This window comes from Marinomonas sp. 15G6-16, from assembly GCF_055809555.1.
On the sequence record NZ_CM147916.1, the window covers coordinates 2004212 to 2026891 of the forward strand.

A 22680-nucleotide genomic window follows, 5' to 3' on the forward strand; every position below is an offset into this window, starting at 1 on the left:
ACCAAAGTGGTTTTACACATATTACGATACAAACCAAAAGCTGGTTTAACCTTGATACACGTTATTTCAAAATGAATTGTTAAAGATCCAAGCAACGTATTCGCGTGAAAACGCAACCGAATTGCTTGACGATCATAGAGGCGTTGAACCACCTGATCCCATCCCGAACTCAGAAGTGAAAAGCGCCATCGCCGATGGTAGTGTGGGAGATCCCATGTGAGAGTAGGTCGTCGTCAAGCTTTATTACACGAGAGCCCCACATAGCCAACGCTGTGTGGGGTTTTTTATTGCAGATACGCATGTAAAGAGAAGTAAGTCGTCAAGCTTCTAATTAGAAAGCCCTGATAGCTAAGCTGTCGGGGCTTTTTTTCGTCTGTTGGAAATGGAAGGTCTGATAGGGAAAAGAGATAGAAATGGATTAAAAAGGCGTTGAACCACCTGATCCCATCCCGAACTCAGAAGTGACTCTTTATCCGCCGCAGGCGCTCGCCATCGCTGAAGGTAGTGTGCAGACACGTATGTGAGAGCAGGTTGTCCCGCAAAGGGGATAAGCATCGTCAAGCTTATATTTAAGAGCAGCCTGTTCTGCTAACGCAGAGCGGGCTTTTTCGTTTTGGCTCATTTGGAAATGGAAAGTCTGATTTAGAAACAAGAGCGTCTTAGTGCTCATTTATTACTTGCGCCTGTTTCGCAAGCTCAACGCGTCTGTGTAAATGGTAACTAAGGCGCTCTACTACTTCGCTTTTCTCCTCCTTCTAGGTATCTGCATTAATGTAAAGCCATACCTTCACTTTTTTAAGTGTTTCAGCGAAGAGGCTAAACCGCTCTTTTTAAGTTTTGCTATTTTTCCTCATATATCCTTCTGTGAATATGGCTTTTATTGTGTCTGATGCTTCTTTTGAGTGATTTTATACTCAGTTTTAGGGTTAGGGTGCGCTGATGTTTAGCTGTTGACTTGAGGGCTTGTATTAAATCTGAGAGGAGATAGGGTTTTGCATCTAGAGCAATTATTAATAGCTAAAATATTTAGATAACTAATGTTTAGTTGAATAACTATTTCCTTTTATATAAGGTAAATAAGGATTTATTAGGAATTTAATCTATTATTACACACTGCAAGAGGCTTTTTATGTGCTTTTCTATAAGAAATAAAGTTATATCTCTAACTATATTTTTCTTTTCTATTTTTAATGTTTCAGCTTATGCCGATACTTTGTCTGATATCAAAGAAAGCGGTAAGGTAACCATTGGGGTTGCGAATGAAGTGCCTTACGGTTACACGACTTCAGATGGTAAACCTGCAGGCGAAGCACCAAGTATCGCGGTACATCTCCTAAACGAAATGGGGGTTACTGACGTTGAGGTTGTTGTCACCGAGTTCGGTTCTTTAATTCCAGGATTGCGAGCAGGTCGGTTTGATGTAATCGCAGCTGGTATGTACGTTACTCCACAGAGATGTCGCCAAGTTCTATTTTCAAATCCTACTTATAGCATTGGGGAAGGTTTCTTAGTCAAGAATGGGAATCCAGAATCTTTAAATGGCTATGGCGATATTCAAGAAAAAGACGTGAAGTTAGGTGTTATGTCTGGTGCGGTTGAATATGGCTATGCTCGTGAGTTTGGTATTGATATGAGTAAAGTAGTCACTCTGCCGGACTATCCATCTGGTGTAGCGGCGCTTAAGTCTGGTCGTATTGATGCTTTAGCTGGAACAAGCTTAACAATGGCGACGCTTGCGTCTAAAGATTCTAATGTGGAATTGGCTCAGCCTTTTGATGCTTTGATCATCAAAGGTGAATCAGTTAAAGGTTATGGTGCTTTTGGCTTCCGCCCAGGTGATGAAACCTTGCGTGATGCATTCAATGCTAAATTAGATGGCTTTATCGGTTCTGATAGTCATTTAGCGATGGTTGAGCCATATGGCTTTGGTAAGCATACGCTACCTGAAGGCATGACTGCTGCGAAGCTTTGTCAGTAATACGAGGAAGCAAAGCATGGAATTTGGAGAGATAGTCTCCGTTTTATTGGGTGGCGCAATCGTGACGTTGAAAATTGTTGCGATGGCGTTGCCACTAGCGGCCATTATGGCATTTATTTTCGGGATAGCCCGCTTATATGGCGGGTTTCCTATTAAACAACTGGCGATTTTTTACATAGAGTTTTTCCGTGGAACATCGGCTTTAATTCAATTGTATTGGATGTATTTTGTTCTGCCGTTATTCGGGTTATCTATTGATGCGATGACTGCAGGTGTGATTGCCTTGGGTTTAAATATCGGTGCTTATGGTACTGAGGTAGTACGCGGTGCGATTCAATCTTTACCTAAAGGGCAATATGAAGCGGCCGTCGCTTTAAACTTTACTCCAGCTCAAAGGCTTTGGCGCATCATGTTGCCTCAAGCCTTGGTGAATATGATTCCCCCTTTTGGCAATTTAGCCATTGAATTAGTGAAAGCAACATCCTTGGTTTCGTTAATTACGATTGCTGATTTGACCTTCAAGGCAAAATCTTTAGCGGATATGACGCTGCAAGTTGGTGAGATCTTCGGTGTGGTGTTGGTGCTGTACTTTGTTATGGCGCAGGTGTTGTCATTATTTTTCCGTCTTCTTGAGAAAAAGCTCAGTAAGGGTTTAGGCCGAGGAGGGATTCAATAATGGTCGTACTAGACTGGGATTGGGCATTTACCTGGATGACTCTGCCGATGCTGCTGTCTGCCGCGAAGGTTACTTTGTTAGCGACTTTATTAGGCAGTGTTTTAGCGATTTTCTTTGGTTTAGCTTTTGCGCTATTACGCCGAAACAATCACAAAAGCATACGTCTGACGAGCTATTGGGTTGTCGAGTTTATTCGCAGTACGCCCTTATTGGTCCAGATATTCTTTCTTTATTACGTGATGCCTGAATTTGGTGTCAGCATGTCGCCGCTTGCGACGGGTGTGTTTGCTCTTGGGTTGCATTATGGCGCTTATTTATCGGAAGTATTTCGTAGTGGCATAGAAGGCATTGATAAAGGTCAATGGGAAGCGTCTCGTGCCTTGAACCTAAGCCGGTTTGATACTTATCGAGATGTTATTTTGCCTCAAGCCATCCGTCCAATGATACCTGCTACGGGTAATTACATTATCGCGATGTTCAAGGAAACGCCTCAACTTTCCGCAATTACCTTATTAGAAATGTTGCAGGTAGCCAAGATTATTGGTTCGGAAAATTTCCGTTATCTAGAACCTTTTACCATGGTCGGAATTTTGTATTTAATTTTTAGTTTGGTGGCGGCTTATGGCATCCATCTTATGGAGAAGCGCTTTCCCAGAGAAGGAATCAATTTACAATGAAGAAGCCAATTATCGAATTTAAAAATGTTGAAAAGCGTTTTGGTGATACTCAAATTTTTAAGCAATTTAATTTCTCAGTGGAAGAAAATGAGATTGTTTCTATCATCGGCCCAAGCGGCTCAGGCAAAAGTACTTTACTCAGAATCTTGATGACTCTTGAAGGGATCGATGGCGGTTATATTAATGTCGCTGGTGAGTCTCTTTGGCATATGCCATGGCAAGGAAGCTATGTGCCAGCTTCTAATAAGCATTTGCATAAAATGCGAGATCATCTTGGGATGGTGTTTCAGCACTTTAACTTGTTTCCTCATATGACAGTGAAGCGAAACATCACAGAAGCACCGATGCGAGTAAAAGGTATTTCTCGGCAAGAGGCAGAAAAAAGTGCGGAAGAATTATTGGAGCTAGTTGGTCTATCGGATAAAGCGGACAGTTATCCAAACGATTTGTCAGGCGGACAGAAGCAGCGGGTTGGTATTGCTAGAGCGCTTGCCATGCGACCGTCTATATTATTGTTGGATGAGATTACCTCTGCGCTCGATCCCGAGCTGGTAGATGAAGTACTGGATGTGATTCGTAACCTCGCAAAAGAGCAGCGTTTCACCATGTTGCTGGTGACTCATGAAATGTACTTTGCAAGGGAAGTGAGTGACAGAGTCTGCTTCTTTGATAAAGGTCGTATCGTGGAAGAAGGAAAGCCCGAAGACATATTTACTAAGCCTCAGGAAGAGCGGACTAAAGCGTTTTTGAATGCTTACTTGAGTTAATGTATTTCTACTTGTTCCGAAAAACAAAAGGAGCCTTTTTCTAGGCTCCTTTTTTATTTATCCACACTGAACGTAAAATCATTCAATGCTTTTTAAGTGTTAATAACTTAGGCACTTATCCACTTCGTTTGCTGCGCCAAGAATGACGGCGACTCGTTGATGAATCGCTTCTGGTTGTATGTCTAAAATACGTTGTGTATGTGTATGAGCTTTACCGCCGGCTTGTTCAAGTAACATTGCCATTGGGTTCGCTTCGTACATTAGGCGCAATTTTCCAGCTTTAGAAGGGTCTTTATTATCCCAAGGGTAAATAAAGACACCACCACGACAAAGAATACGATGCACATCGCCTACCATAGCGGCTACCCAGCGCATGTTGAAATCTTTGCCGCGAGCGCCGTCTTTACCTTTAACTAAATCATTCACGTAGCTTTGCATGCTTTCAGACCAAAAGCGTTGGTTTGACATGTTGATCGCGAATTCTTTTGTTTCTTCAGCGACTTGGATATTTTCATGAGTAAGTACGAACACGTTTTTGGTCGGGTCAAAGGTGAACATATTGACGCCATCGCCCGTTGTTAGCACCAGCATGGTGGATGGGCCGTAAAGTACGTAACCTGCAGCAACTTGTTCTTTACCAGGAATCAGAAAGTCCGCTTCTGTTGCTGGCTTATCACCTGTTTGGTGGTAAATCGAAAAGATAGTGCCCACCATGGCGTTGATGTCGATATTTGAAGAACCATCCAATGGATCAAAAGCGATAAAATATTCGCCGTCAGTGTTAGCAGGAACGATGTAATCTTCTTCTTCTGATGCGATGGCTCTTACCGCAGGGCAGGCTGCTAGCGCGTCTTTCAACATATCATTAGAAATGACATCGAGTTTCTTTTGTTCTTCACCCTGAACATTTTCATTGCCAGCCATGCCCAGTATTCCCGCCAAAGAACCTTGTTTTAGCGCATCTGAAATCGCTATACAGGTATCAGTTGTAACGGTTAAAACGGTTTGTAATGCTTGCGGTGTAGAGCTCGATGCTAAAACATCTGATAGGTTTTGCATGGTCTGGCATTTCCTTATTATTTAGGGTTTTAGAAATTATGCCATTCTACAAACAGAGTGTCAGCCAAGCTGTCTATTTAGCACTAAAATAAATAGGGAAAGTCGGAGTTTTCAGCTAATCTACGCGAACTATTGAGAGGGAAAGATATGTCTGCGTTTGTTGTATATAACTTAGAGCTTGACGGTCAGGGCGGTGCGACAGCATTAATCGATTCTGATTTGCCAAAGTCCTTACCAGACCATGGCTGCCGCTGGGTGCATTTGGATGGTTTAGGGGAAGAAGGCCGAGAGTGGTTATCCACTTTGGAAGGCGTGCCTGAAACCGTTATTGAAGCTTTGTTTGCGGAAGAAACTCGACCACGTACCGTCAGAATGGGCAAAGGTTTATTGTTGACGCTGCGAGGCGTTAATTTAAACCCTGAATCCAATCCATCAGACATGGTGTCTTTGCGCCTTTGGGTGACAGCAAACTTTATTATTTCAACGCGTCGTCGAAGATTGCTGTCAGTTCAGGATGTAGTTCAAGACCTTGAAAATAACGAAGGGCCAACGAGTACAGCTGATATTGTGGCGACTCTAACCGAAACTCTGACGGGGCGTATGGCATCTGTTATTACCAATTTGGAAGATGAACTGTCGGATTTAGAAGAAAGCATCAGTGAGCAAATTGAAGCAGGGCAGCGAGATTTGTTGATGAAGCGTCGCCTTGAGATTATTCGTTTACGACGTTTTCTTGTACCGCAAAAAGAGGCCATTCATAAGCTTTCTCAGGAATCTCAAACTTGGATGACAGCAGACCAAATTGCTCAGGTGCAAGAAGCGGCCAACGACATCACGCGCTATGTAGAGGGGCTTGAGTCTTTGCGTGAACGCTGTCTCTTGATGCAGGAGGAGTTCGCCAACCTTCAAGCGGAGAAGATGAACGCTCGAATGTATGTGCTTTCTATTTTGTCTGGGATCTTTATGCCGTTGGGATTTTTAACGGGATTGTTTGGGATCAACATTGCCGGTATGCCTGGAACAGACAGTGATCTGGCATTTTGGGTGTTTTGTGCTGTATTGGTTGTGTTAGGCGGCGGCCAGTTTTGGCTCATGAGAAAGAGCCGTTGGTTCTAACTTTGTCATTGATAAACCAAGGCTTTGCTCCAAAAGAGCAAGCCTTGGTTTGAGCGTTACTATCTTTTCAGTGTTTTCACACCGTCTTTGGTCGCCAGTAATAAAATATCAGCAGGGCGTTTTGCGAACAGGCCATTAGTAACAACACCAACAATTCCGTCAATGCTTTGTTCTAGCTTCGTTGGATCAAGAATGTCCAAGTTGTAGACGTCAAGAATATGATTGCCATTGTCTGTCACAACGCCTTCTCGGTAGACTGGGTCGCCACCAAGTTTAACTAGTTCTCTTGCAACATGGCCACGTGCCATTGGGATGATTTCCACAGGCAAAGGGAAGTCACCTAATACTTTGACTAGTTTTGACTCATCGGCAATACAAACGAACTCTTCGCTGCAAGCCGCCACGATTTTCTCGCGAGTCAAAGCTGCACCACCGCCTTTGATAAGATGTAAGTGATCATTGGTTTCGTCGGCACCATCGACATACACTCGAATAGCATTAACACTGTTTAAGTCATAAACCGGAATGCCGTGTTTTTTAAGGCGTTCTGCAGAGGCTTCAGAGCTTGCTACTGTGCCATCAAAATCAAGTTTGTGCTTTGCCAATTCATCAATAAACAAATTCGCAGTCGAGCCTGTACCAACACCAACAATAGTGTCTGATTCCAGCATAGGAAGTATGTAATCTACAGCGGCTTTGGCGACCGCTTGCTTTAGTTCGTCTTGAGTCATGGTGTTCAGCCTTTAGTTATTTTTTGGCATTGCTTACTTTAAGACAAAATTGCCTCTGATAGGGAGGCTATTATAGGCGCTTCATTTTGTGATTGTTACCCTGTTTGGTCATGTATTCCTGCACTTTAGCTTGGCTTTCCGTGGAACGGCCTTTGCGTGAAGAGGGGCGAAAGAGTATATTTCATGTTCGGTTTTTTTGACTTGCCAAGTCCGTATTTCTATCGCAACAAATGCCAGATAAAAAAGAGTACGGACGGCTTACATTTCGTTTAGGAAGCACTATGCCCCATTCCATGATTAAAAAGATTCTACAGGCGCGCGTGTATGACGTTGCCGTAGAAACACCACTGTCTCGCGCCAATCAATTATCGAATCGATTAGGCAACGAGATTATTTTGAAGCGAGAAGATTTACAGCCAGTTTTCTCGTTCAAGATTCGTGGGGCATACAACAAAATTTGTCAGTTAACGCCAGAAGAACGAGCAAAAGGTGTAATTGCTGCGTCGGCGGGAAATCATGCACAAGGTTTGGCTTTGGCCGCGAAAAAGCTTGGTATTCAAGCGACGATTGTTATGCCAGCAACCACACCAGAAGTGAAGGTTAGCGCTGTTCGTAACCATGGTGCAGAGGTTGTGTTATTTGGTGATGCTTTTGATGAAGCGTCTGCTAAGTCTCGTGAAATCATGGCGCAAACCGGCCAAGTTTATGTTCACCCGTTTGATGACTTAGATACCATCGCAGGCCAAGGAACGATTGGCATGGAAATCCTTCATCAACACGAAGGAAAAATTGACGCGATTTTCGTTCCTGTTGGCGGCGGTGGTTTAATCGCAGGCGTAGCGGCTTACATCAAATATTTACGCCCAGAAATTAAGATCATTGGTGTTGAGCCAGTTGATGCGGCTTGTCTAAAAGTGGCTTTGGAAAAAGGAGAGCCAACACGTTTGGCACAAGTGGGTATTTTCGCAGAAGGCGTTGCTGTAGCGGAAATAGGTCAAAACACCTTTAACATCGCGAAAGACACAGTCGATGAAGTTATTACGGTAACAACCGATGAAATGTGTGCGGCGATTAAAGACATTTACGATGACACCCGTGCCATTACAGAACCGGCTGGCGCTTGTGCATTAGCGGGTCTGAAAAAATACATTGAACGTGAAGGGGCAAAAGATCAGATATTGATTGCCATTAACAGTGGCGCGAATGTTAACTTTGACCGCCTTCGTCATGTGTCCGAACGTGCAGAATTAGGCGAAAAACGAGAAGCCATTATCGCAGTGAAAATCCCAGAAACACCAGGCAGCTTTAAAGATTTTTGTCAGGCTTTGGTGGGGCGTAGCATTACCGAGTTTAATTACCGTTATGGTGATGACAAGCAAGCGGTGATCTTTGTTGGTGTTGCTTTGGGTGGCAGCCCTCATAGTCGTCAAGAATTATTGGATGATTTGAAAGGCTACGAAATCACGGATTTAACCGATGATGAAACGGCAAAAGTTCATGTTCGTCACATGATTGGCGGGCATTTGCGCAGCGATAAAGGCGAATTGCTTTACAGTTTTGAATTCCCAGAACGTCCAGGTGCTTTGTTGAAGTTCCTGAATATGTTGGGCGGACAGTGGAATATTTCCATGTTCCATTACCGAAACCATGGTGATGCTTATGGTCGAGTTTTGGTTGGTCTACAAGCCGTGGGTGAAGAAACCGACGTAACCCATTATTTGGATGAACTGGGTTACCCTTATCAAGACGAAAATAACAATGACGCCTGCAAGCTGTTCTTTCGCTAAAAGCGTGAAAATCAGGTATTATTAGCGCCATTATTTTATTAAATTCAGCCCTTTGATTGCACAAGTAGTCAAAGGGCTGTGTGATTTTAGTGTGTTGTTATGAAGGCAACACTCACACTGTTTAAAGGTTTCTTTAGTGAATATTCAAACTCTTCTTAATCAACGTATTCAAGCTGCAATGGTGGCTGCTGGCGCATCGGACACGGCTTCAGCTTTAGTTCGTCAATCGGCAAAAGTACAATTTGGCGATTACCAAGCAAATGGCATCATGGGCGCAGCGAAAGCTTTGAAAATGAACCCGCGTGAATTTGCTCAAGCGACTTTGGAAAAGCTGGATTTATCAGACATCGCCGATAAGGTCGAAATCGCGGGTCCTGGTTTTATCAATATATTCTTGAAAAACACTTGGTTGGGTAAAGAGCTTGCTGAGCTTCGTAAGAGTGAACGTCTTGATGTGAGCGAAGTGGCTTCTCCTGAAACTGTGGTTGTTGATTACTCTTCGCCAAACCTTGCGAAAGAAATGCACGTTGGTCACTTACGTTCTACCGTCATTGGTGATGCGGTTGTACGTACTCTGGAATTTCTTGGACACAGTGTTGTTCGTCAAAACCACGTAGGCGATTGGGGAACTCAGTTTGGTATGTTATTGGCTTACATGGAGCGTTTACGTTCTGAGTCGGCTGAAATCAGCATGGTTTTATCGGATCTTGAAACCTTCTACCGCGCTGCAAAAAACTGCTTTGATGAAGATGAAGTCTTCGCCGCTCGCGCTCGTGAATTAGTGGTTGCATTGCAATCTGGCGACAAAGAATGTTTGGCGCTTTGGGACGAGTTTATCGACATCTCGTTGAACCATTGTGAAGAAACTTATCGAGCGTTAGGTGTTTCTTTGGAGCGTCAGCACGTGATGCCAGAGAGTGCTTATAACGATGATCTACAAAACGTCGTGAATGAATTAACTGAGCAAGGTTTGTTGCAAGAATCAAATGGCGCACAGTGTGTCTTCATGGAAGAGTTTGCCAATAAAGAAGGCGAGATTACGCCAATTATCGTGCAAAAAACCGGTGGTGGATTCTTGTACGCCACAACAGATTTGGCAGCGGTTCGTTTCCGTCAGCACACATTAGGTGCTGACCGTGTTTTGTATTTTGTGGACGCTCGTCAGTCTTTGCACTTTCAACAGATTTTTACTTTGTCTCGCAAAGCGGGCTTTGTTAAACCAGAAACACAATTGGAGCACATGCCATTCGGAACCGTAATGGGCTCTGATGGTAAGCCATTTAAAACTCGTTCTGGTGGTGTTGCCAAACTGTCTGATTTGCTGGAAGAAGCTCAAGACCGCGCCTACAAACTGGTGGCGTCGAAGAATGCTGACATGAGTGAAGAAGAGTTGCGTAACATAGGTCGCGTTGTGGGTATTGCGTCTGTTAAATACGCGGACCTGTCGAAAAACCGTACCAGTGATTATGCGTTCAACTGGGATACCATGCTGAGCTTTGAAGGCAATACAGCGCCTTATCTGTTGTACGCTTATTCGCGTGTGGCAAGTATCGTAAAACGCTCTGAAATCGATGTGGCTAACCTAACGGGTGAGATTTCGATTGTTGAAGATCAGGAACGCGCTTTGGCGGTTAAACTATGCCAATTTGAAGAAGCCATTCAGCAGGTTGCCAATGACGGTATGCCACATTTCTTATGTGCTTATCTATATGATTTGGCTGGCACCTTCATGACGTTCTATGAAGCTTGCCCAATCTTGAATGCAGAAGAAGATGTGAAACTTAGCCGTCTTCAATTAGCCTTGAATACAGCGTCAACATTGAAGTTAGGTTTGTCATTGCTAGGCATTGAAACGCTAGAACGTATGTAATGTGTGTTTTATAGATGAATAATAAAAAGGCGCTTTTTCTCTTTGATAAGCGCCTTTTTTAGTCATAATGCAGCATCACTTAATCTGTGATTGAAAATAGACACAAAGAACTAGGAAGAGAAATAGATGAAAATTTACATCGCTTACACAGGCGGAACCATCGGCATGACACCATCAGAAAATGGTTTGATACCAGATGCCGCGTTTGCTGATCATCTTTCTAAGCAGCTAGCAGAAGCGAGCGAATTGACTCATGATTTTGTAATAGAGAGTTACGCAGAGTTAATTGATTCCTCAAATGCCACGCCAAAAGATTGGGCAATGATTGCTCGTGATATTGAGAGTAAATGGCAGGAATACGACGCTTTTATCGTATTGCATGGTACAGATACCATGGCTTACACAGCGGCTGCTTTATCTTTCATGTTTGCGAATAGTGATAAACCCATCGTAGTTACTGGCTCACAGGTTCCTATGTTCAAAGCACGCACAGACGCGATGATAAATGTGTTGGGTGCTATCTCTGCTTGTGAAGCTTCAGAAGAGGAAAACGCAGCGAAGGGCGTGTCTTTATTCTTTGGTGGCCGTTTGATCCAAGGTGATCGAGCACACAAAGCACACACTAGCGATTGGCAAGCATTTAGCTCACCAAATTGCTTAGAGCGCGGAATCTTAGGAATTGATTGGCGTTGGCAAGAAAGCTCACAGAAAATATCTTCCATGACTGTTCAGATTCCAGATATGGCGGAAGATGCGGTGACGATTTTGCCTGTTTTTCCTGGCGTACAAGCTGAGCATTGGCAAGGTCTATTAAACGAGAATGTGAAAGGTGCCGTGTTATTAAGTTACGGTGCTGGCAATGCGCCGGATAAAAATGCTGATCTACTGTCGCTGCTAAAAACAGCAACGGATCGTGGCGTGGTGGTTGTTAATGTCAGTCAATGTGGTGCTGGCAATGTTGCTGCAGGTGCTTATGCGGCTGGCTCTGCTTTGGTTGCTGCTGGCGTTACGTCAGGTCGAGATATGACGTATGAAGCGGCGTTTGCCAAATTACACTTTTTGATTGGCTTAGGGTTTAGTAGCCGAGAAATTCGTGGAATCTTTGATCGTTAAATCATATTAGCGACTGAGGTCGTTTATTCAGCCAAGGTAAAAGGGAAGTAACATGGCATTTCTGTATGTGCTCTTAGTGCTCATTTGGTCGATGGGTTTTATTACGGGAAAATTCATCGTTGGCTTGATCGACCCAAATGTCTATCTCAGCATTCGTTTTTTGTGTGCAGGTTTATTATTTGCCGCAATTGCTTTAGTGCTGCGCCGACCTTTTCCTAAGTGGAAGGAGCTACCCAAGCATATTGTTGCTGGCTGCTTGATGAATGGCTTTTACCTTGGTTTGGCTTATGTGGCGATTGCCAAGGGGCTTCCGGCTGGAATCATGGCGTTAATTGGCGCATTACAGCCTGCTTTAGTGACACTGTTGGCGTTTTTGTTAATTAAAGAAAAGACCTCGCTTAAAGGTATTATCGGAATATTCATCGGAATGTTTGGTTTGGTTCTCGTGGTGAGTCCTGCTTTGGATCTCGACATGGGAAATAGCGGCGTATCATTGCTGACTTTGATATTGGGATGCAGCGCAATATTGGTTCTATCTCTCGGCGTCACTTACCAAAAGACCTCCATTTCCTCGTCTGATATTTTTAGCTCTTTAGCGATACAAAACCTTGCAGGCAGTTTGGTTTCCCTTGGCTTTGTATTCTTCCTTGGGGAACGTTTGTTCGTCATGCAGTGGGAATCTTTCGTGCTGGTTGCGTGGGGGATTTTCGTCTTGTCAGGCGGTGGGGTTTTCTTAATGGTTTTACTGCTAAGAAAGAGCAGGAGAGCATCTCAAGTCTCGGCTATGTTGTTACTTGCGCCACCTTTAGCCGCAGTAGAGAGCTATTTTTTGTTTAGTGAGTCTATGACCAGCATTCAGATTGTTGGCTTTATCATAACCATTGCAGGTGTTTATTTGAGTCTGGCGAAAGCTAATTAGATAGCTTTTTTCTGCCATTCTCAATTTGGCTTCAAAGCGATCAAGCTGAGTGCCAAATTTCTCTAAGTTGTCGATATGGTGTTCGACTTCGATTTTACTTGGTAGAAGCTGGCTGTCGGTTTGTAGGTGATGAACAAGCTGCATGCGTGCTGCTGTGGTGAATTCTTTGCTCCAAGACCATTTGGCGCGTAGTAATCGAGCTAAAGCGGAGGCTGGTAAGTCGCCGATGTAATCCGCGAGTAATCCTTCCCAGTCGAATTCAAAGTTTTCCATGACTTTATGCAATGTCATCAAGGCTTGTGCGTTACCTTGAATACGCAAGTCACCATCAAAGAATCCATCACCTTCAAGCAACTTTCGGTAAGCTGAACTTGGGCCTTGTACTAGCGTGTCTAGTTTTGGGTCAAGCTCCACTTCATCCATGCTTTCTGGGCGATGCAACATGACCCCTTCTTCCAAAATATGAATTTGTAGGATGAAGGAAAAGTCTTCGATATACAGAAAAACCTGTTGTCCTGCTAACTTAGCCAAACGATCTTGAGAGGGCGTGTCTTGTTTCAAGGCAAGGTTGATAGCACTTTCAATGGCGCTGATGGCTGATAAGCTAAGTGAACCCATGAGGCTTTCCTGATAATGGTTGAGATCAGCGGTTAAAGCTGATGAATTTGGATAACGGAAGTTTCTCGCTTCTGACCTTCTTTTTCAAGGCGATCTAGATACATTTGCCAGAGTTCATCATGGTTTTTACCTAGGTTGTAAAGGTATTCCCATGTATAAAGTCCAGTGTCGTGCCCATCATCAAAGGAGATTTTTAGAGCATAATTGCCGGCACCTTCGATGTTGTTCACTCTCACATCTTTTTTGCCGAATTGTAGAATGGGCATTTGCAAACCGTGTCCACGTACTTCTGCGGATGGTGAATGCACACGAAGGTATTCGGCGCTGAGGCGAAAACTTTGACCGTCAGAAAAGGTCAACGCCAACTCACGAGACTGTTTGTGATAATGAATGTGTGTTGGCGTTGGTGTGGCCATCATAGCGTCCTATAGGATGTATTGGCTTAGGTCTTCGTTTTCAGCAATTTCACCGAGTTGCTCATCTACATAAGCCGCGGTGATATCAACTGTTTGATCATCTGGCATGTCGCTGGCGGAGTAAGATACTTCTTCTAACAAGCGCTCTAGCACTGTATGCAAACGACGTGCACCGATGTTTTCTGTTTTCTCATTCACTTGGAACGCGATTTCTGCGATACGGTGAATGCCTTCTTCGGTGAAGTTTAGGTTGATGTTTTCAGTCTTTGCCAAGGCAACATATTGCTTAGTCAAAGAAGCGTTTGGCTCAACCAAGATGCGTTTGAAGTCTTCAACGGTTAACGCGTCTAACTCAACACGAATAGGTAAGCGGCCTTGCAATTCAGGAATCAAATCCGATGGTTTAGACAGGTGGAAAGCACCAGAAGCAATAAACAAAATGTGGTCTGTTTTCACCATGCCGTATTTAGTGCTAACCGTGCAGCCTTCAACCAAAGGCAATAGGTCGCGCTGAACACCTTCACGGGAAACTTCACCGCTTGAACGCTCAGAGCTTTTCGCTACTTTGTCGATTTCGTCTAAGAAAACAATGCCGTTTTGCTCAACTGCTTCAACTGCGCGGGCTTTCAATTCTTCTTCATTAACTAGCTTAGCGGCTTCTTCGTCACGAACTTGGCGCAAAGCGTCTTTGACTTTCATCTTACGCTTTTTCTTTTTGTCCGAACCAAAGCTAGAGAACATGTTTTGCAACTGGCTTGTCATTTCTTCCATGCCAGGCGGTGTCATGATTTCTACGCCAATTGGTGCATCTGATACATCGATATCGATTTCTTTGTCGTCTAATTGGCCTTCGCGTAATTTTTTACGGAAAGTTTGACGAGTGCTGTTGTTCTCTAATTCTGGATCACCGCCGCGAGCTGGTGGCAGTAGCACATCGAGAATACGATCTTCCGCCGCGTCTTCTGCTTTGTGGCGTAGTTTCGCTGTTTCTTGCTCACGAAGCATTTTTATCGCCATTTCCACTAGATCGCGAATGATGGATTCAACATCACGGCCAACGTAACCCACTTCGGTAAATTTTGTCGCTTCGATCTTGATGAAAGGTGCGTTTGACAGCTTCGCCAAACGGCGAGCGATTTCTGTTTTACCTACGCCAGTTGGCCCAATCATTAGAATGTTTTTTGGGGTTACTTCTGCACGCATGTCTTCAGGTAATTGCATGCGTCGCCAGCGGTTACGTAAAGCAACGGCTACGGCGCGTTTGGCTTTTTGTTGGCCAATAATATGGTTGTCTAGGGCGTTAACCGTCTCTCTTGGGGTCATACTGCTCATGATTCAGTCTCTTCTATATTCTTGAGTGATGTAATCTGCAAGGTTATCAGCAATGTTAAGCTGATTTATCTTCAAGCTGCGGATCGATCGTAATTTCTTCAACTGTTAGGTTGTGGTTTGTGAAAACACAAATATCAGCTGCAATGGCTAGGCTTTTTTCGACAATGTCTTTGGCGGTTAAGTCAGTGTTGTCAATCAAAGCTCGTGCTGCGGCTTCTGCGTAATTACCACCAGAACCAATAGCTAACGCGCCGTGCTGAGGTTCTACAACATCGCCTGTGCCTGTTATAATTAAGGTGCTTTCTTTGTTTGCAACAATCAACATGGCTTCGAGTTTGCGTAATGCTCTGTCTGAACGCCAGTCTTTCGCAAGATCAACCGCTGCACGAACAAGATGGCCTTGGTGCTTTTCAAGCTGGCCTTCAAATCGTTCGAAAAGAGTGAAAGCATCGGCTGTGCCGCCTGCGAATCCGGCAATGACTTCACCGCGGTATAAACGACGAACTTTACGTGCGTTGCCTTTCATCACAGTGTTGCCTAAAGATACTTGTCCATCGCCGCCTACGACGACTTGGTTGCCTTTACGTACAGTAAGAATTGTTGTCATGGTCTACTCCAGTTTCGATACTAACAAAGTGGGGGCGAGCCAAAGAATTTCAAGGAAAGGCTTGCACACAGTTATGGTTTTCATTTTCTGTGTGCAATCTAGAGACAGATATTACTCTCTGTTGATGCGATAAGAGTAAGGGGAGATTTCCATCGACGCGAGTTTGTCTTCTGCTCGGTTCATTTTTGAGCGAGACAAATACGGCCCAAGGACGACTCGATACCAAGGTTGCTGATTCTCACCTATGGTTTTACGAATGTCGGTTTCAACCAATCCCGCTAAGATTAATCGTGCGCGCATTCGATCTGCATCCTCTGGATTACGGAAGGAAGCGGCTTGTAGCATGTAATAGAAATCTTGCTCGCCACGAGGTGTAGATTGGTACGCGTCTACGTGACTGGTATCGACTTCGCTGTTTTGCAGTATTTGATAAAACTCAAAGGTGTCTTTTTTAGGTGCTGCTGCCGTTTCTTCTTTCTTCACTGGTGCTTTTGTTACCGGTGCTGGCTTTGGCGCAACTTTTACTTTCTCAACAGCTTTAGGCTGAGGTTTGACTTGGTTGAGTTGCGTCAATCCGTAGATGAAAAGAGCAAGAATCGCTGGAACCAGAAGCCATAACCACCAAGGTGTGTTGCGCTTTGGTGGCGGTGTAGAACGGCGTGTTGCGCCTTTTTTAGGGCGACTGCCTTTTGCTGCAATTTGAATGGGGTTAAACATAGTTTAGGCTTTTGATTTTTTCATAAGTTGGGACACTGAGTGTAATGCGCACATTATGCTTGCTCGATCAGTAAGTTTCCAGTGGATCTACGTCGATTGCGAAACGAATTTTATGCTGACGAGTGGATTGTTCTAGCCAGTTACTCATTAATTGTACAGCATGGTGCAAAGGGGCTCGATGGGACGCTTTAAGAGAGATAAGCGCTCTATGTTGTCCTGCTTTGCGGACAATGATGGCAGCATACGGGCCAACAAGATACACATCTTTCGATAAGTAAGGCTCTAGGTCGTTTCTCATGGCGGCGAGAAGCTGCATCGCCTCTTGCTCGTTAGCGGATTCGGCTCGAATGATGACTTGATGATAGAAGGGCGGTAAAGACAAAGATTTGCGTTCGGCTAATCCATCAATGGCGAAATGCTCGTAGCCAAGGTTGCACAAACATTCTATCGCTGCATGATCTGGGTGGTAGGTTTGCAGTAAAACATGCCCAGGTTTTTTCGCTCGTCCTGCTCGACCTGCAACTTGAGTAATAAGCTGTGCCGTTCGCTCCATGCCACGAAAGTCTGAAGAGAAAAGACCGGCATCTGCGTCCATGATGATCACTAAAGTAACATTTGGAAAATGATGACCTTTGGCGAGCATTTGTGTGCCAATCAAAATGGCTTGGTCATGTTCGTGGATTTTTTGCGTCAATTTTGCCATTGCTGATTTGCGCTGAGTACTGTCTCTGTCTATGCGCAAAATAGGCGTGTCTTTAAACAAGGTATGCAGCTGAGTTTCTATCTGTTCTGTGCCTTCACCGACAGTAAAAGCTCTTCTGACTGACACTCAGGACAAGTGTGCAGTAATGCTTTTTGCGTATCACAATGATGGCAATGAAGTTTGTTGGCTCGTTTGTGAACCGTTAGGTTTACATCGCAATGATCGCAGGCGGCGATCCAACCACATTGGTGACACATAAGGGTCGGGGCATAACCTCGGCGGTTCAGGAAGATAAGAACTTGCTCTTTGCGCTCTAAGCAGAGCTTCATGCTGGCAAGGGCTTGTTCACTAAAACCATGAATAAGGCTTTTGCCTCGCAGATCCACTCTTTCCATTTCGGGAATGTGAGCGTTTCCGGCACGCTGACGTAATTTGATCCAAGAGAACTTTTTCTGCAGACCATTGGTTAAGCTTTCGTAAGATGGTGTAGCCGATGCCAACAAAACTGGAATGTCCAGAGACTGAGCCCGCTTGATCGCCAGATCACGAGCATGATAACGAAAGCCTTCGTGTTGTTTGTAGGAAGAATCGTGTTCTTCGTCTATCACGATTAGGCCAAGGTTTGGAGCCGGAATAAAAGCGGCGGATCGTGTGCCGATAATGATTTTCGCATGACCATTGGCGGCTAATAGCCAAGCATCTAAGCGCTCTCTATCACTCATGTTGGAGTGCATTAAAACGATGTCAGTATTGAAGCGAACTTCAAAGCGTTTGAGCGTCTGAGGTGTGAGGCCGATCTCCGGAACCATTACGAGAATTTGTTTGTCTTCTTCTATCAGGCGTTCCATAAGGCGCAGAAATACCTCGGTTTTACCGCTTCCTGTTACGCCATCCAATAATGAAACATGGAAGTGATGGCGAGAGTCTAATAATTCTTCTGTTGCGAGTGCTTGTTCTGGATTGAGTGTTGGTGGCACTTGCGTCTGGTGTGAATGCTTTTCACCGCTTTTATTAAAGGAGCGAGGTTCTCGGCGTAATAAGCCTTTTTCTTCCAGACTTTTTCCTGCCGCAGGCGCAAGGTCAAGAACAGAAACCGCATGCTGACTGAGACCATTTGGATGTTGTTGTACAGCGTGCAGAAAGTCTTGCTGGCGAGGTGCTCGGCTTAATTGTTCTAGCGGAAAGTTTTGTCCTTCCGGTGTGGTTAGCCACCAATTTTCTGTACGAAATTCGGCGTTTTCACCTTTGCGCAAAAGCACTGGTAAAGCATGAAAAATGACATCACCAATCGGGTGATGATAGTAACGGGCGGCCCACTCACACAACGCCATTAATTCTGTGGTGATAACAGGGCTTTCATCATGTAAAGAGGTAAGAGGTTTGATCTGTTCTGGGTCCCAATCACTGGTTTCACTCAGGGCGACAATAACGCCAAGACGGCTGCTTTTCCCGAACGGCACCTTGATGCGCATCCCGGGTTTTAGCTCATGTCGAAGAGCGATGGCTTTTGGTACCTTATAATCAAATAAAGTGCGCATTGGGACAGGTAAAGCCACTTTAATGAAAGGATAAGGAGTTAGGAGCGCCTCTTGCATGCGTTAGGTTAAGCCTTGTTTAGTCAGGTGTTTCAGTGAAGAATCAAGTGTACGCTAGAGTGGTGGTTGGGTGCGAGAGGCAATTTTATTAATAAAGCGCAATAAAAAGGTTGCTGATTATGTCATTGCCCCCTAAAATACGCCGCTTGGTACCACTGTACAATGTCTGTACAACGAATCGTGCGGTGCTTGACGAGGCGAAAGCCCAGTAACATTTCGATCAAGTGGCGGCACACCAACTATAAGGTAAATACTATGAAACAAGATATCCATCCGAATTACTCTGCACTTACTGCAACTTGTACTTGCGGTAACACGTTGAACCTAAACTCAACTGCAGGCAAAGACATGCATATCGACGTATGCAGCAAATGTCATCCATTCTACACAGGCCAACAAAAAATGTTGGACACTGGTGGTCGTGTTGATCGCTTTAACAAGCGTTTCGGAGCACGTCGTACTACTAAGTAATTGGTGGCATGAAAGTGATCTTATTAAAAAAGCGTCAAGTTTTCTTGGCGCTTTTTTTGTTTTTGTCCTTTGCTGTATTGGCAGAAGAAAGCTGTACCGCAGTCGGACCGCTTGAAAAAGCAAAAATCAAAAGAATTGTAGATGGCGATACACTGCATTTAGAAGATGGCCGAAAAGTCCGCTTTGTTGGTCTTAATACGCCAGAGCTTGATCACAAAAATGGTCGTCATGATCCGTACGCTGAAGAAGCGACGGATTTCCTTCGTTCTCTTCTTGATCAATTCGTGTATATTCAAACGTCAAAAAGTGGTCGAGACCGTTACGGTCGTTACCTGTATTATCTTTTTGATGAAAATGGCGAGTCATTGACGAGCCAACTCTTGGTGGAAGGATTGGGTTATCGTATTGCCGTTCCGCCAGATTTAGAATATCAATCGTGCTTTCAGCAAGCAGAAGAGCTTGCGCGACAGTCTGGAAAGAGACTGTGGAAGCACTCCTTGCAGTGGCAGCCAAAAGCTGGCTTTGCAATCTCTCGTGTTATCATCACTTCTGTTACTCGAAACCGCGGCGGCTGGTGGTTAGAAACCGGTCAAGACTTGGTGATTAACCTACTGCCTAATGCTATGGACTATTGGCTTGCCCAGAAAGTGTTTTATCTTGAAGGGAAAGAAGTAGAAGTTCGAGGCTGGCAACATCAACGTAAGAACCGCAATACTGAATTTAAATCTTGGGTACTTTCCGTTAGGCACCCTAACGATTTGCAGTTGATTGAACAGCGCTAGCAATTAAATTCGCCTAATCGAGGCCTTTGTCGCTTTAAACTATTAATCAGATAGATTATGCTCGACATTCACAAATATAATGTACCACCTTTTAATCTTATGACTTCTGTAGTATCGGATTATCAGCAAGGTACTATGTGGCCAACACAATACTAATAACACCAAACAGACGGAAACATCATAATGGCAGAAGATATTATGCAAGCAGCACTGGATTACCATGAAAATCCAGTTCCAGGTAAATTGAGCGTTACTATTACTAAACCAACGGCTACCGCTCGTGACCTTTCTTTAGCTTATAGCCCAGGTGTTGCTGAACCTTGTCGTGAAATCGCAAAAGACCCAGAAAATGCTTACCGATACACAGGTAAAGGCAATCTGGTTGCTGTTATTTCTGATGGTTCTGCGATTCTTGGTTTAGGCAACTTAGGCCCATTGGCCAGTAAGCCTGTTATGGAAGGTAAAGGCCTGTTGTTTAAGCGCTTTGCTGGCATTAACTCTGTTGATGTGGAAGTAGAATCTGAAAGCCCACAAGCCTTTATCGATACAGTCGCTCGTATTGCGAATACTTACGGTGGCATTAATTTAGAAGACATTAAAGCACCAGAATGTTTTGAAATTGAACGACAGTTGATTGAACGTTGTTCTATTCCTGTCTTCCATGATGATCAACATGGTACAGCGATTGTAACGGCTGCAGGCCTTCTTAATGCGCTTGAATTACAAGGCAAAGACATTACGACGGCGAAGATCGTTTGTTTAGGTGCAGGTGCAGCGGCAACGGCTTGTATGAAGCTGATTATCGCTTGTGGCGCTCAGCGTGAGAATATTTTTGTTCTTGACCGTAAAGGCGTGATTCATTCTGGTCGTGATGATTTAAATCAGTTTAAAGCCATGTTTGCGATCGATACAGACAAGCGTACTTTGGATGATGCCATTGATGGCGCTGATGTGTTCATCGGTGTATCTGGTCCAGATTTATTCTCTGCTGAGCAGCTTAGTAAAATGGCGGCGAACCCAATTGTATTTGCTTGTTCAAACCCAGACCCAGAAATTAATCCGGAATTGGCTCGTGCAACTCGCGATGACTTAATCATGGCGACAGGCCGTTCTGATTACCCTAACCAAGTAAACAACGTACTTGGCTTCCCTTTCATCTTCCGTGGTGCATTAGACGTTCGTGCGACTAAGATTAACGAAGAAATGAAAGTGGCTGCGGTTCATGCATTGAAAGATCTTGCGAAAGAAGCGGCACCTGCAGATGTTGTTGAAGCCTATGGCGGTGCAGCATTAAGCTTTGGTAAAGAATACATCTTGCCAAAACCAATGGATGCTCGCTTGCTGACAGCTGTGTCTGCAGCGGTTGCAAAAGCGGCAGTCGACTCTGGTGTAGCAATGCTTCCATACCCAGATTTTTACCCTCTGGAAAATCTTGATTACTTCGGTGCTTAAGTAAAATACGTCTGACTAGTCCTGATATAGGTTGACACTTATTCTGGTTCTAAAACGCTCGATGAACCTCATCGGGCGTTTTGTATTTTAAGGCCATATGTGGCCGACTCTTATTATAACTTTCTACCGACTCCGATACTATCAGCCTAGCTTCATGCAGATCCCTCGGCTTAACGATTAAGTACTCATTCTTAATGATGCCATTGACTCTCTCAGCTAGAGCATTCTGATAGCAATCGTAACCATCTGTCATCGAGCACTGAACTCCATGCTTTTCATGGAGCTGTTGATATTGTTTAGAGCAATATTGAAGCCCTCGATCTGAGTGATGCACGAGCAATTGAGCCTTTCTCGTTCGTTCTTTTAAAGCATTTTTGTAGGCTTTAATGACTGCATCCGTTCGTAAGGTATCGTCTACGTGATATCCCACTATTTTTCGCGACCAAGCATCTGTAATCAAACTGAGATACGCATCGCCATTTTGGGTAGGAACATAAGTAATGTCAGCCACCCATAGCTGTTCAGGTCCACTTGCCTTTATCTGACGCTCACCATCTTTAATCAGGTTTGGATGGCAATAAAAACGGTGATGACTCTGTGTGGTTTTATGGTATGAGCGCCTTACTTTAACCAATAAACGCGCCTCCCTAAGCACTCTAAATAAGCGGTCTCGACCAATATAACACTGGTGCTCCAAGCCGAGCTTATGTTGAAGCTTTCTTGTACCCATTCGAGGATGCTTTAAACGAATGAGCTGTACTTGATTTACCACATCATTGTTTAAGTCGTCTTCTTGTTTAGTTAGCAAGCAGCGTTTGTAATAAGCTTGTCTTGTGATACCAAGATAGCGACAACATTCAATAACGCTAAAACCATCTACTTTCTTTTCTTGGATCGTTTGGCAAGCGGCTTTTTTGACACGCTTACTCCGTAATCACGCTTTAAAACCATGATCATGTGCTCAAAGAACTCAGCCTTTCTCTTAGCCTCAACCAGCTCAGTTTCAAGCGCTTTAATTCGTTGCTCTGGGGTAAGCTCATTTGTCTCATTCATAAGATCTCCTTTTGGATGCAAAGGTGAAGCACCTTGCTCCCAATTTAGTCGACCATGCTTTCGAAGCCAAATCAAAACAGTTGACCGGCCCTGAATGCCATATTTACTTTGAGCTTGTTTATAGGTCAACTCGCCTTTTTCTACTTGATCAACAACGGCTAATTTAAAGGCGAAGGAATAGTCACGCTGTGTACGCTTAGGTGTTGTAGTCATTGCACTCTCCAATTGAAGTATTGAAAAG

22 protein-coding genes and 1 rRNA gene are annotated in these 22680 nt (G+C 44.2%); 13 read left to right on the plus strand and 10 right to left on the minus strand.

The genetic code is table 11. The annotated features are described in order from the left end of the window. The first annotated feature begins 124 nt into the window (after positions 1-124). The 5 genes from rrf (at position 125) to ehuA (ending at position 4098) form a co-directional block, all read left to right on the plus strand. A 5S ribosomal RNA gene (rrf, locus tag AC0L46_RS09665) occupies positions 125-239 on the plus strand. 974 nt (positions 240-1213) lie between these two features. Then, positions 1214-1978, plus strand: coding sequence for an ectoine/hydroxyectoine ABC transporter substrate-binding protein EhuB (gene ehuB, locus AC0L46_RS09670; protein ID WP_473503185.1), 765 nt, complete (start codon positions 1214-1216; stop codon positions 1976-1978). Between the two features lie 16 nt (positions 1979-1994). Further along, a complete protein-coding gene (gene ehuC, locus AC0L46_RS09675) occupies positions 1995-2654 on the plus strand; it encodes an ectoine/hydroxyectoine ABC transporter permease subunit EhuC (protein WP_473503187.1) in 660 nt (219 codons plus the stop codon). Then, positions 2654-3331: an ectoine/hydroxyectoine ABC transporter permease subunit EhuD gene (ehuD, locus tag AC0L46_RS09680; RefSeq protein ID WP_473503189.1), complete on the plus strand. Its 678-nt coding sequence runs from the start codon at positions 2654-2656 to the stop codon at positions 3329-3331. Before ehuC ends, ehuD begins: the two co-directional genes overlap by 1 nt. Further along, on the plus strand, positions 3328-4098 hold the full coding sequence (gene ehuA, locus AC0L46_RS09685; RefSeq protein WP_473503191.1) for an ectoine/hydroxyectoine ABC transporter ATP-binding protein EhuA: 771 nt from the start codon (positions 3328-3330) through the stop codon (positions 4096-4098). The genes ehuD and ehuA overlap by 4 nt, the downstream gene beginning before the upstream one ends. A 99-nt stretch (positions 4099-4197) precedes the next feature. Here ehuA and AC0L46_RS09690 read toward each other — a convergent pair whose 3' ends face one another. Then, positions 4198-5157, minus strand: coding sequence for a class 1 fructose-bisphosphatase (locus AC0L46_RS09690; RefSeq protein ID WP_473503193.1), 960 nt, complete (start codon positions 5155-5157; stop codon positions 4198-4200). A gap of 147 nt (positions 5158-5304) precedes the next feature. Between AC0L46_RS09690 and AC0L46_RS09695 the strand changes: the two genes are divergently transcribed. Continuing rightward, positions 5305-6273, plus strand: coding sequence for a zinc transporter ZntB (locus AC0L46_RS09695; RefSeq protein WP_473503195.1), 969 nt, complete (start codon positions 5305-5307; stop codon positions 6271-6273). Between the two features lie 59 nt (positions 6274-6332). Here the strand turns inward: AC0L46_RS09695 and rpiA are convergent, their stop codons facing one another. Further along, the gene (rpiA, locus tag AC0L46_RS09700; protein ID WP_473503197.1) at positions 6333-7004 is read right to left on the minus strand and encodes a ribose-5-phosphate isomerase RpiA; all 672 of its coding nucleotides are present in this window, start codon (positions 7002-7004) and stop codon (positions 6333-6335) included. Between the two features lie 281 nt (positions 7005-7285). On the opposite strand from rpiA, the gene ilvA reads away from it, so the two are divergent. The 4 genes from ilvA to AC0L46_RS09720 all read left to right on the plus strand — a co-directional run bounded on the left by ilvA (position 7286) and on the right by AC0L46_RS09720 (position 12693). Further along, positions 7286-8791: a threonine ammonia-lyase, biosynthetic gene (gene ilvA / locus AC0L46_RS09705; protein WP_473503199.1), complete on the plus strand. Its 1506-nt coding sequence runs from the start codon at positions 7286-7288 to the stop codon at positions 8789-8791. Between the two features lie 136 nt (positions 8792-8927). Next, on the plus strand, positions 8928-10661 hold the full coding sequence (argS, locus tag AC0L46_RS09710; RefSeq protein ID WP_473503201.1) for an arginine--tRNA ligase: 1734 nt from the start codon (positions 8928-8930) through the stop codon (positions 10659-10661). Positions 10662-10787: 126 nt separating this feature from the next. Further along, a complete protein-coding gene (locus tag AC0L46_RS09715) occupies positions 10788-11774 on the plus strand; it encodes a type I asparaginase (RefSeq protein ID WP_473503203.1) in 987 nt (328 codons plus the stop codon). A 52-nt stretch (positions 11775-11826) separates the two neighbouring features. After that, positions 11827-12693 carry a DMT family transporter gene (locus AC0L46_RS09720; protein ID WP_473503204.1) on the plus strand — a complete coding sequence of 289 codons (867 nt, stop codon included), beginning with the start codon at positions 11827-11829 and terminating at the stop codon, positions 12691-12693. On the opposite strand, the gene AC0L46_RS09725 is transcribed toward AC0L46_RS09720, so the two are convergent. From AC0L46_RS09725 to priA (AC0L46_RS09755), 7 genes are all read right to left on the minus strand, one after another. After that, positions 12580-13311, minus strand: a complete 732-nt coding sequence (locus AC0L46_RS09725; protein WP_473503206.1) for a ubiquinone biosynthesis accessory factor UbiJ — start codon at positions 13309-13311, stop codon at positions 12580-12582. The two genes, AC0L46_RS09720 and AC0L46_RS09725, sit on opposite strands and share 114 nt — an antisense overlap. Positions 13312-13343: 32 nt before the next feature. Next, entirely contained in the window at positions 13344-13727 is a 384-nt protein-coding gene (locus AC0L46_RS09730; protein WP_317005913.1) for a gamma-butyrobetaine hydroxylase family protein, read from the minus strand. A 9-nt stretch (positions 13728-13736) separates the two neighbouring features. Then, a complete protein-coding gene (gene hslU / locus AC0L46_RS09735; protein ID WP_414681636.1) occupies positions 13737-15059 on the minus strand; it encodes an HslU--HslV peptidase ATPase subunit in 1323 nt (440 codons plus the stop codon). A gap of 55 nt (positions 15060-15114) precedes the next feature. Continuing rightward, the gene (gene hslV, locus AC0L46_RS09740; protein WP_317005346.1) at positions 15115-15666 is read right to left on the minus strand and encodes an ATP-dependent protease subunit HslV; all 552 of its coding nucleotides are present in this window, start codon (positions 15664-15666) and stop codon (positions 15115-15117) included. 111 nt (positions 15667-15777) lie between these two features. After that, positions 15778-16383, minus strand: a complete 606-nt coding sequence (locus tag AC0L46_RS09745; RefSeq protein WP_473503208.1) for an SPOR domain-containing protein — start codon at positions 16381-16383, stop codon at positions 15778-15780. 67 nt (positions 16384-16450) lie between these two features. Continuing rightward, the gene (gene priA / locus AC0L46_RS09750; protein WP_473503210.1) at positions 16451-17212 is read right to left on the minus strand and encodes a replication restart helicase PriA; all 762 of its coding nucleotides are present in this window, start codon (positions 17210-17212) and stop codon (positions 16451-16453) included. Further along, positions 17164-18681, minus strand: a complete 1518-nt coding sequence (gene priA / locus AC0L46_RS09755; RefSeq protein WP_473503212.1) for a replication restart helicase PriA — start codon at positions 18679-18681, stop codon at positions 17164-17166. The genes priA (AC0L46_RS09750) and priA (AC0L46_RS09755) overlap by 49 nt, the downstream gene beginning before the upstream one ends. Before the next feature lie 255 nt (positions 18682-18936). Between priA (AC0L46_RS09755) and rpmE the strand changes: the two genes are divergently transcribed. The 3 genes from rpmE to AC0L46_RS09770 all read left to right on the plus strand — a co-directional run bounded on the left by rpmE (position 18937) and on the right by AC0L46_RS09770 (position 21386). Further along, on the plus strand, positions 18937-19152 hold the full coding sequence (rpmE, locus tag AC0L46_RS09760; RefSeq protein WP_414681639.1) for a 50S ribosomal protein L31: 216 nt from the start codon (positions 18937-18939) through the stop codon (positions 19150-19152). Between the two features lie 8 nt (positions 19153-19160). Beyond that, the gene (locus AC0L46_RS09765; RefSeq protein ID WP_473503214.1) at positions 19161-19934 is read left to right on the plus strand and encodes a thermonuclease family protein; all 774 of its coding nucleotides are present in this window, start codon (positions 19161-19163) and stop codon (positions 19932-19934) included. A 183-nt stretch (positions 19935-20117) separates the two neighbouring features. Further along, positions 20118-21386 (plus strand): malic enzyme-like NAD(P)-binding protein, encoded by a 1269-nt coding sequence (locus tag AC0L46_RS09770; protein ID WP_473503216.1) that lies wholly within the window; start codon positions 20118-20120, stop codon positions 21384-21386. A 49-nt stretch (positions 21387-21435) separates the two neighbouring features. Here AC0L46_RS09770 and AC0L46_RS09775 read toward each other — a convergent pair. Then, a protein-coding gene (locus tag AC0L46_RS09775) for an IS3 family transposase (protein ID WP_473503218.1) occupies positions 21436-22652 on the minus strand; the annotation gives its coding sequence in 2 pieces (ribosomal slippage) (positions 21436-22307 and positions 22307-22652; 1218 coding nt in all). Positions 22653-22680: the final 28 nt, after the last annotated feature.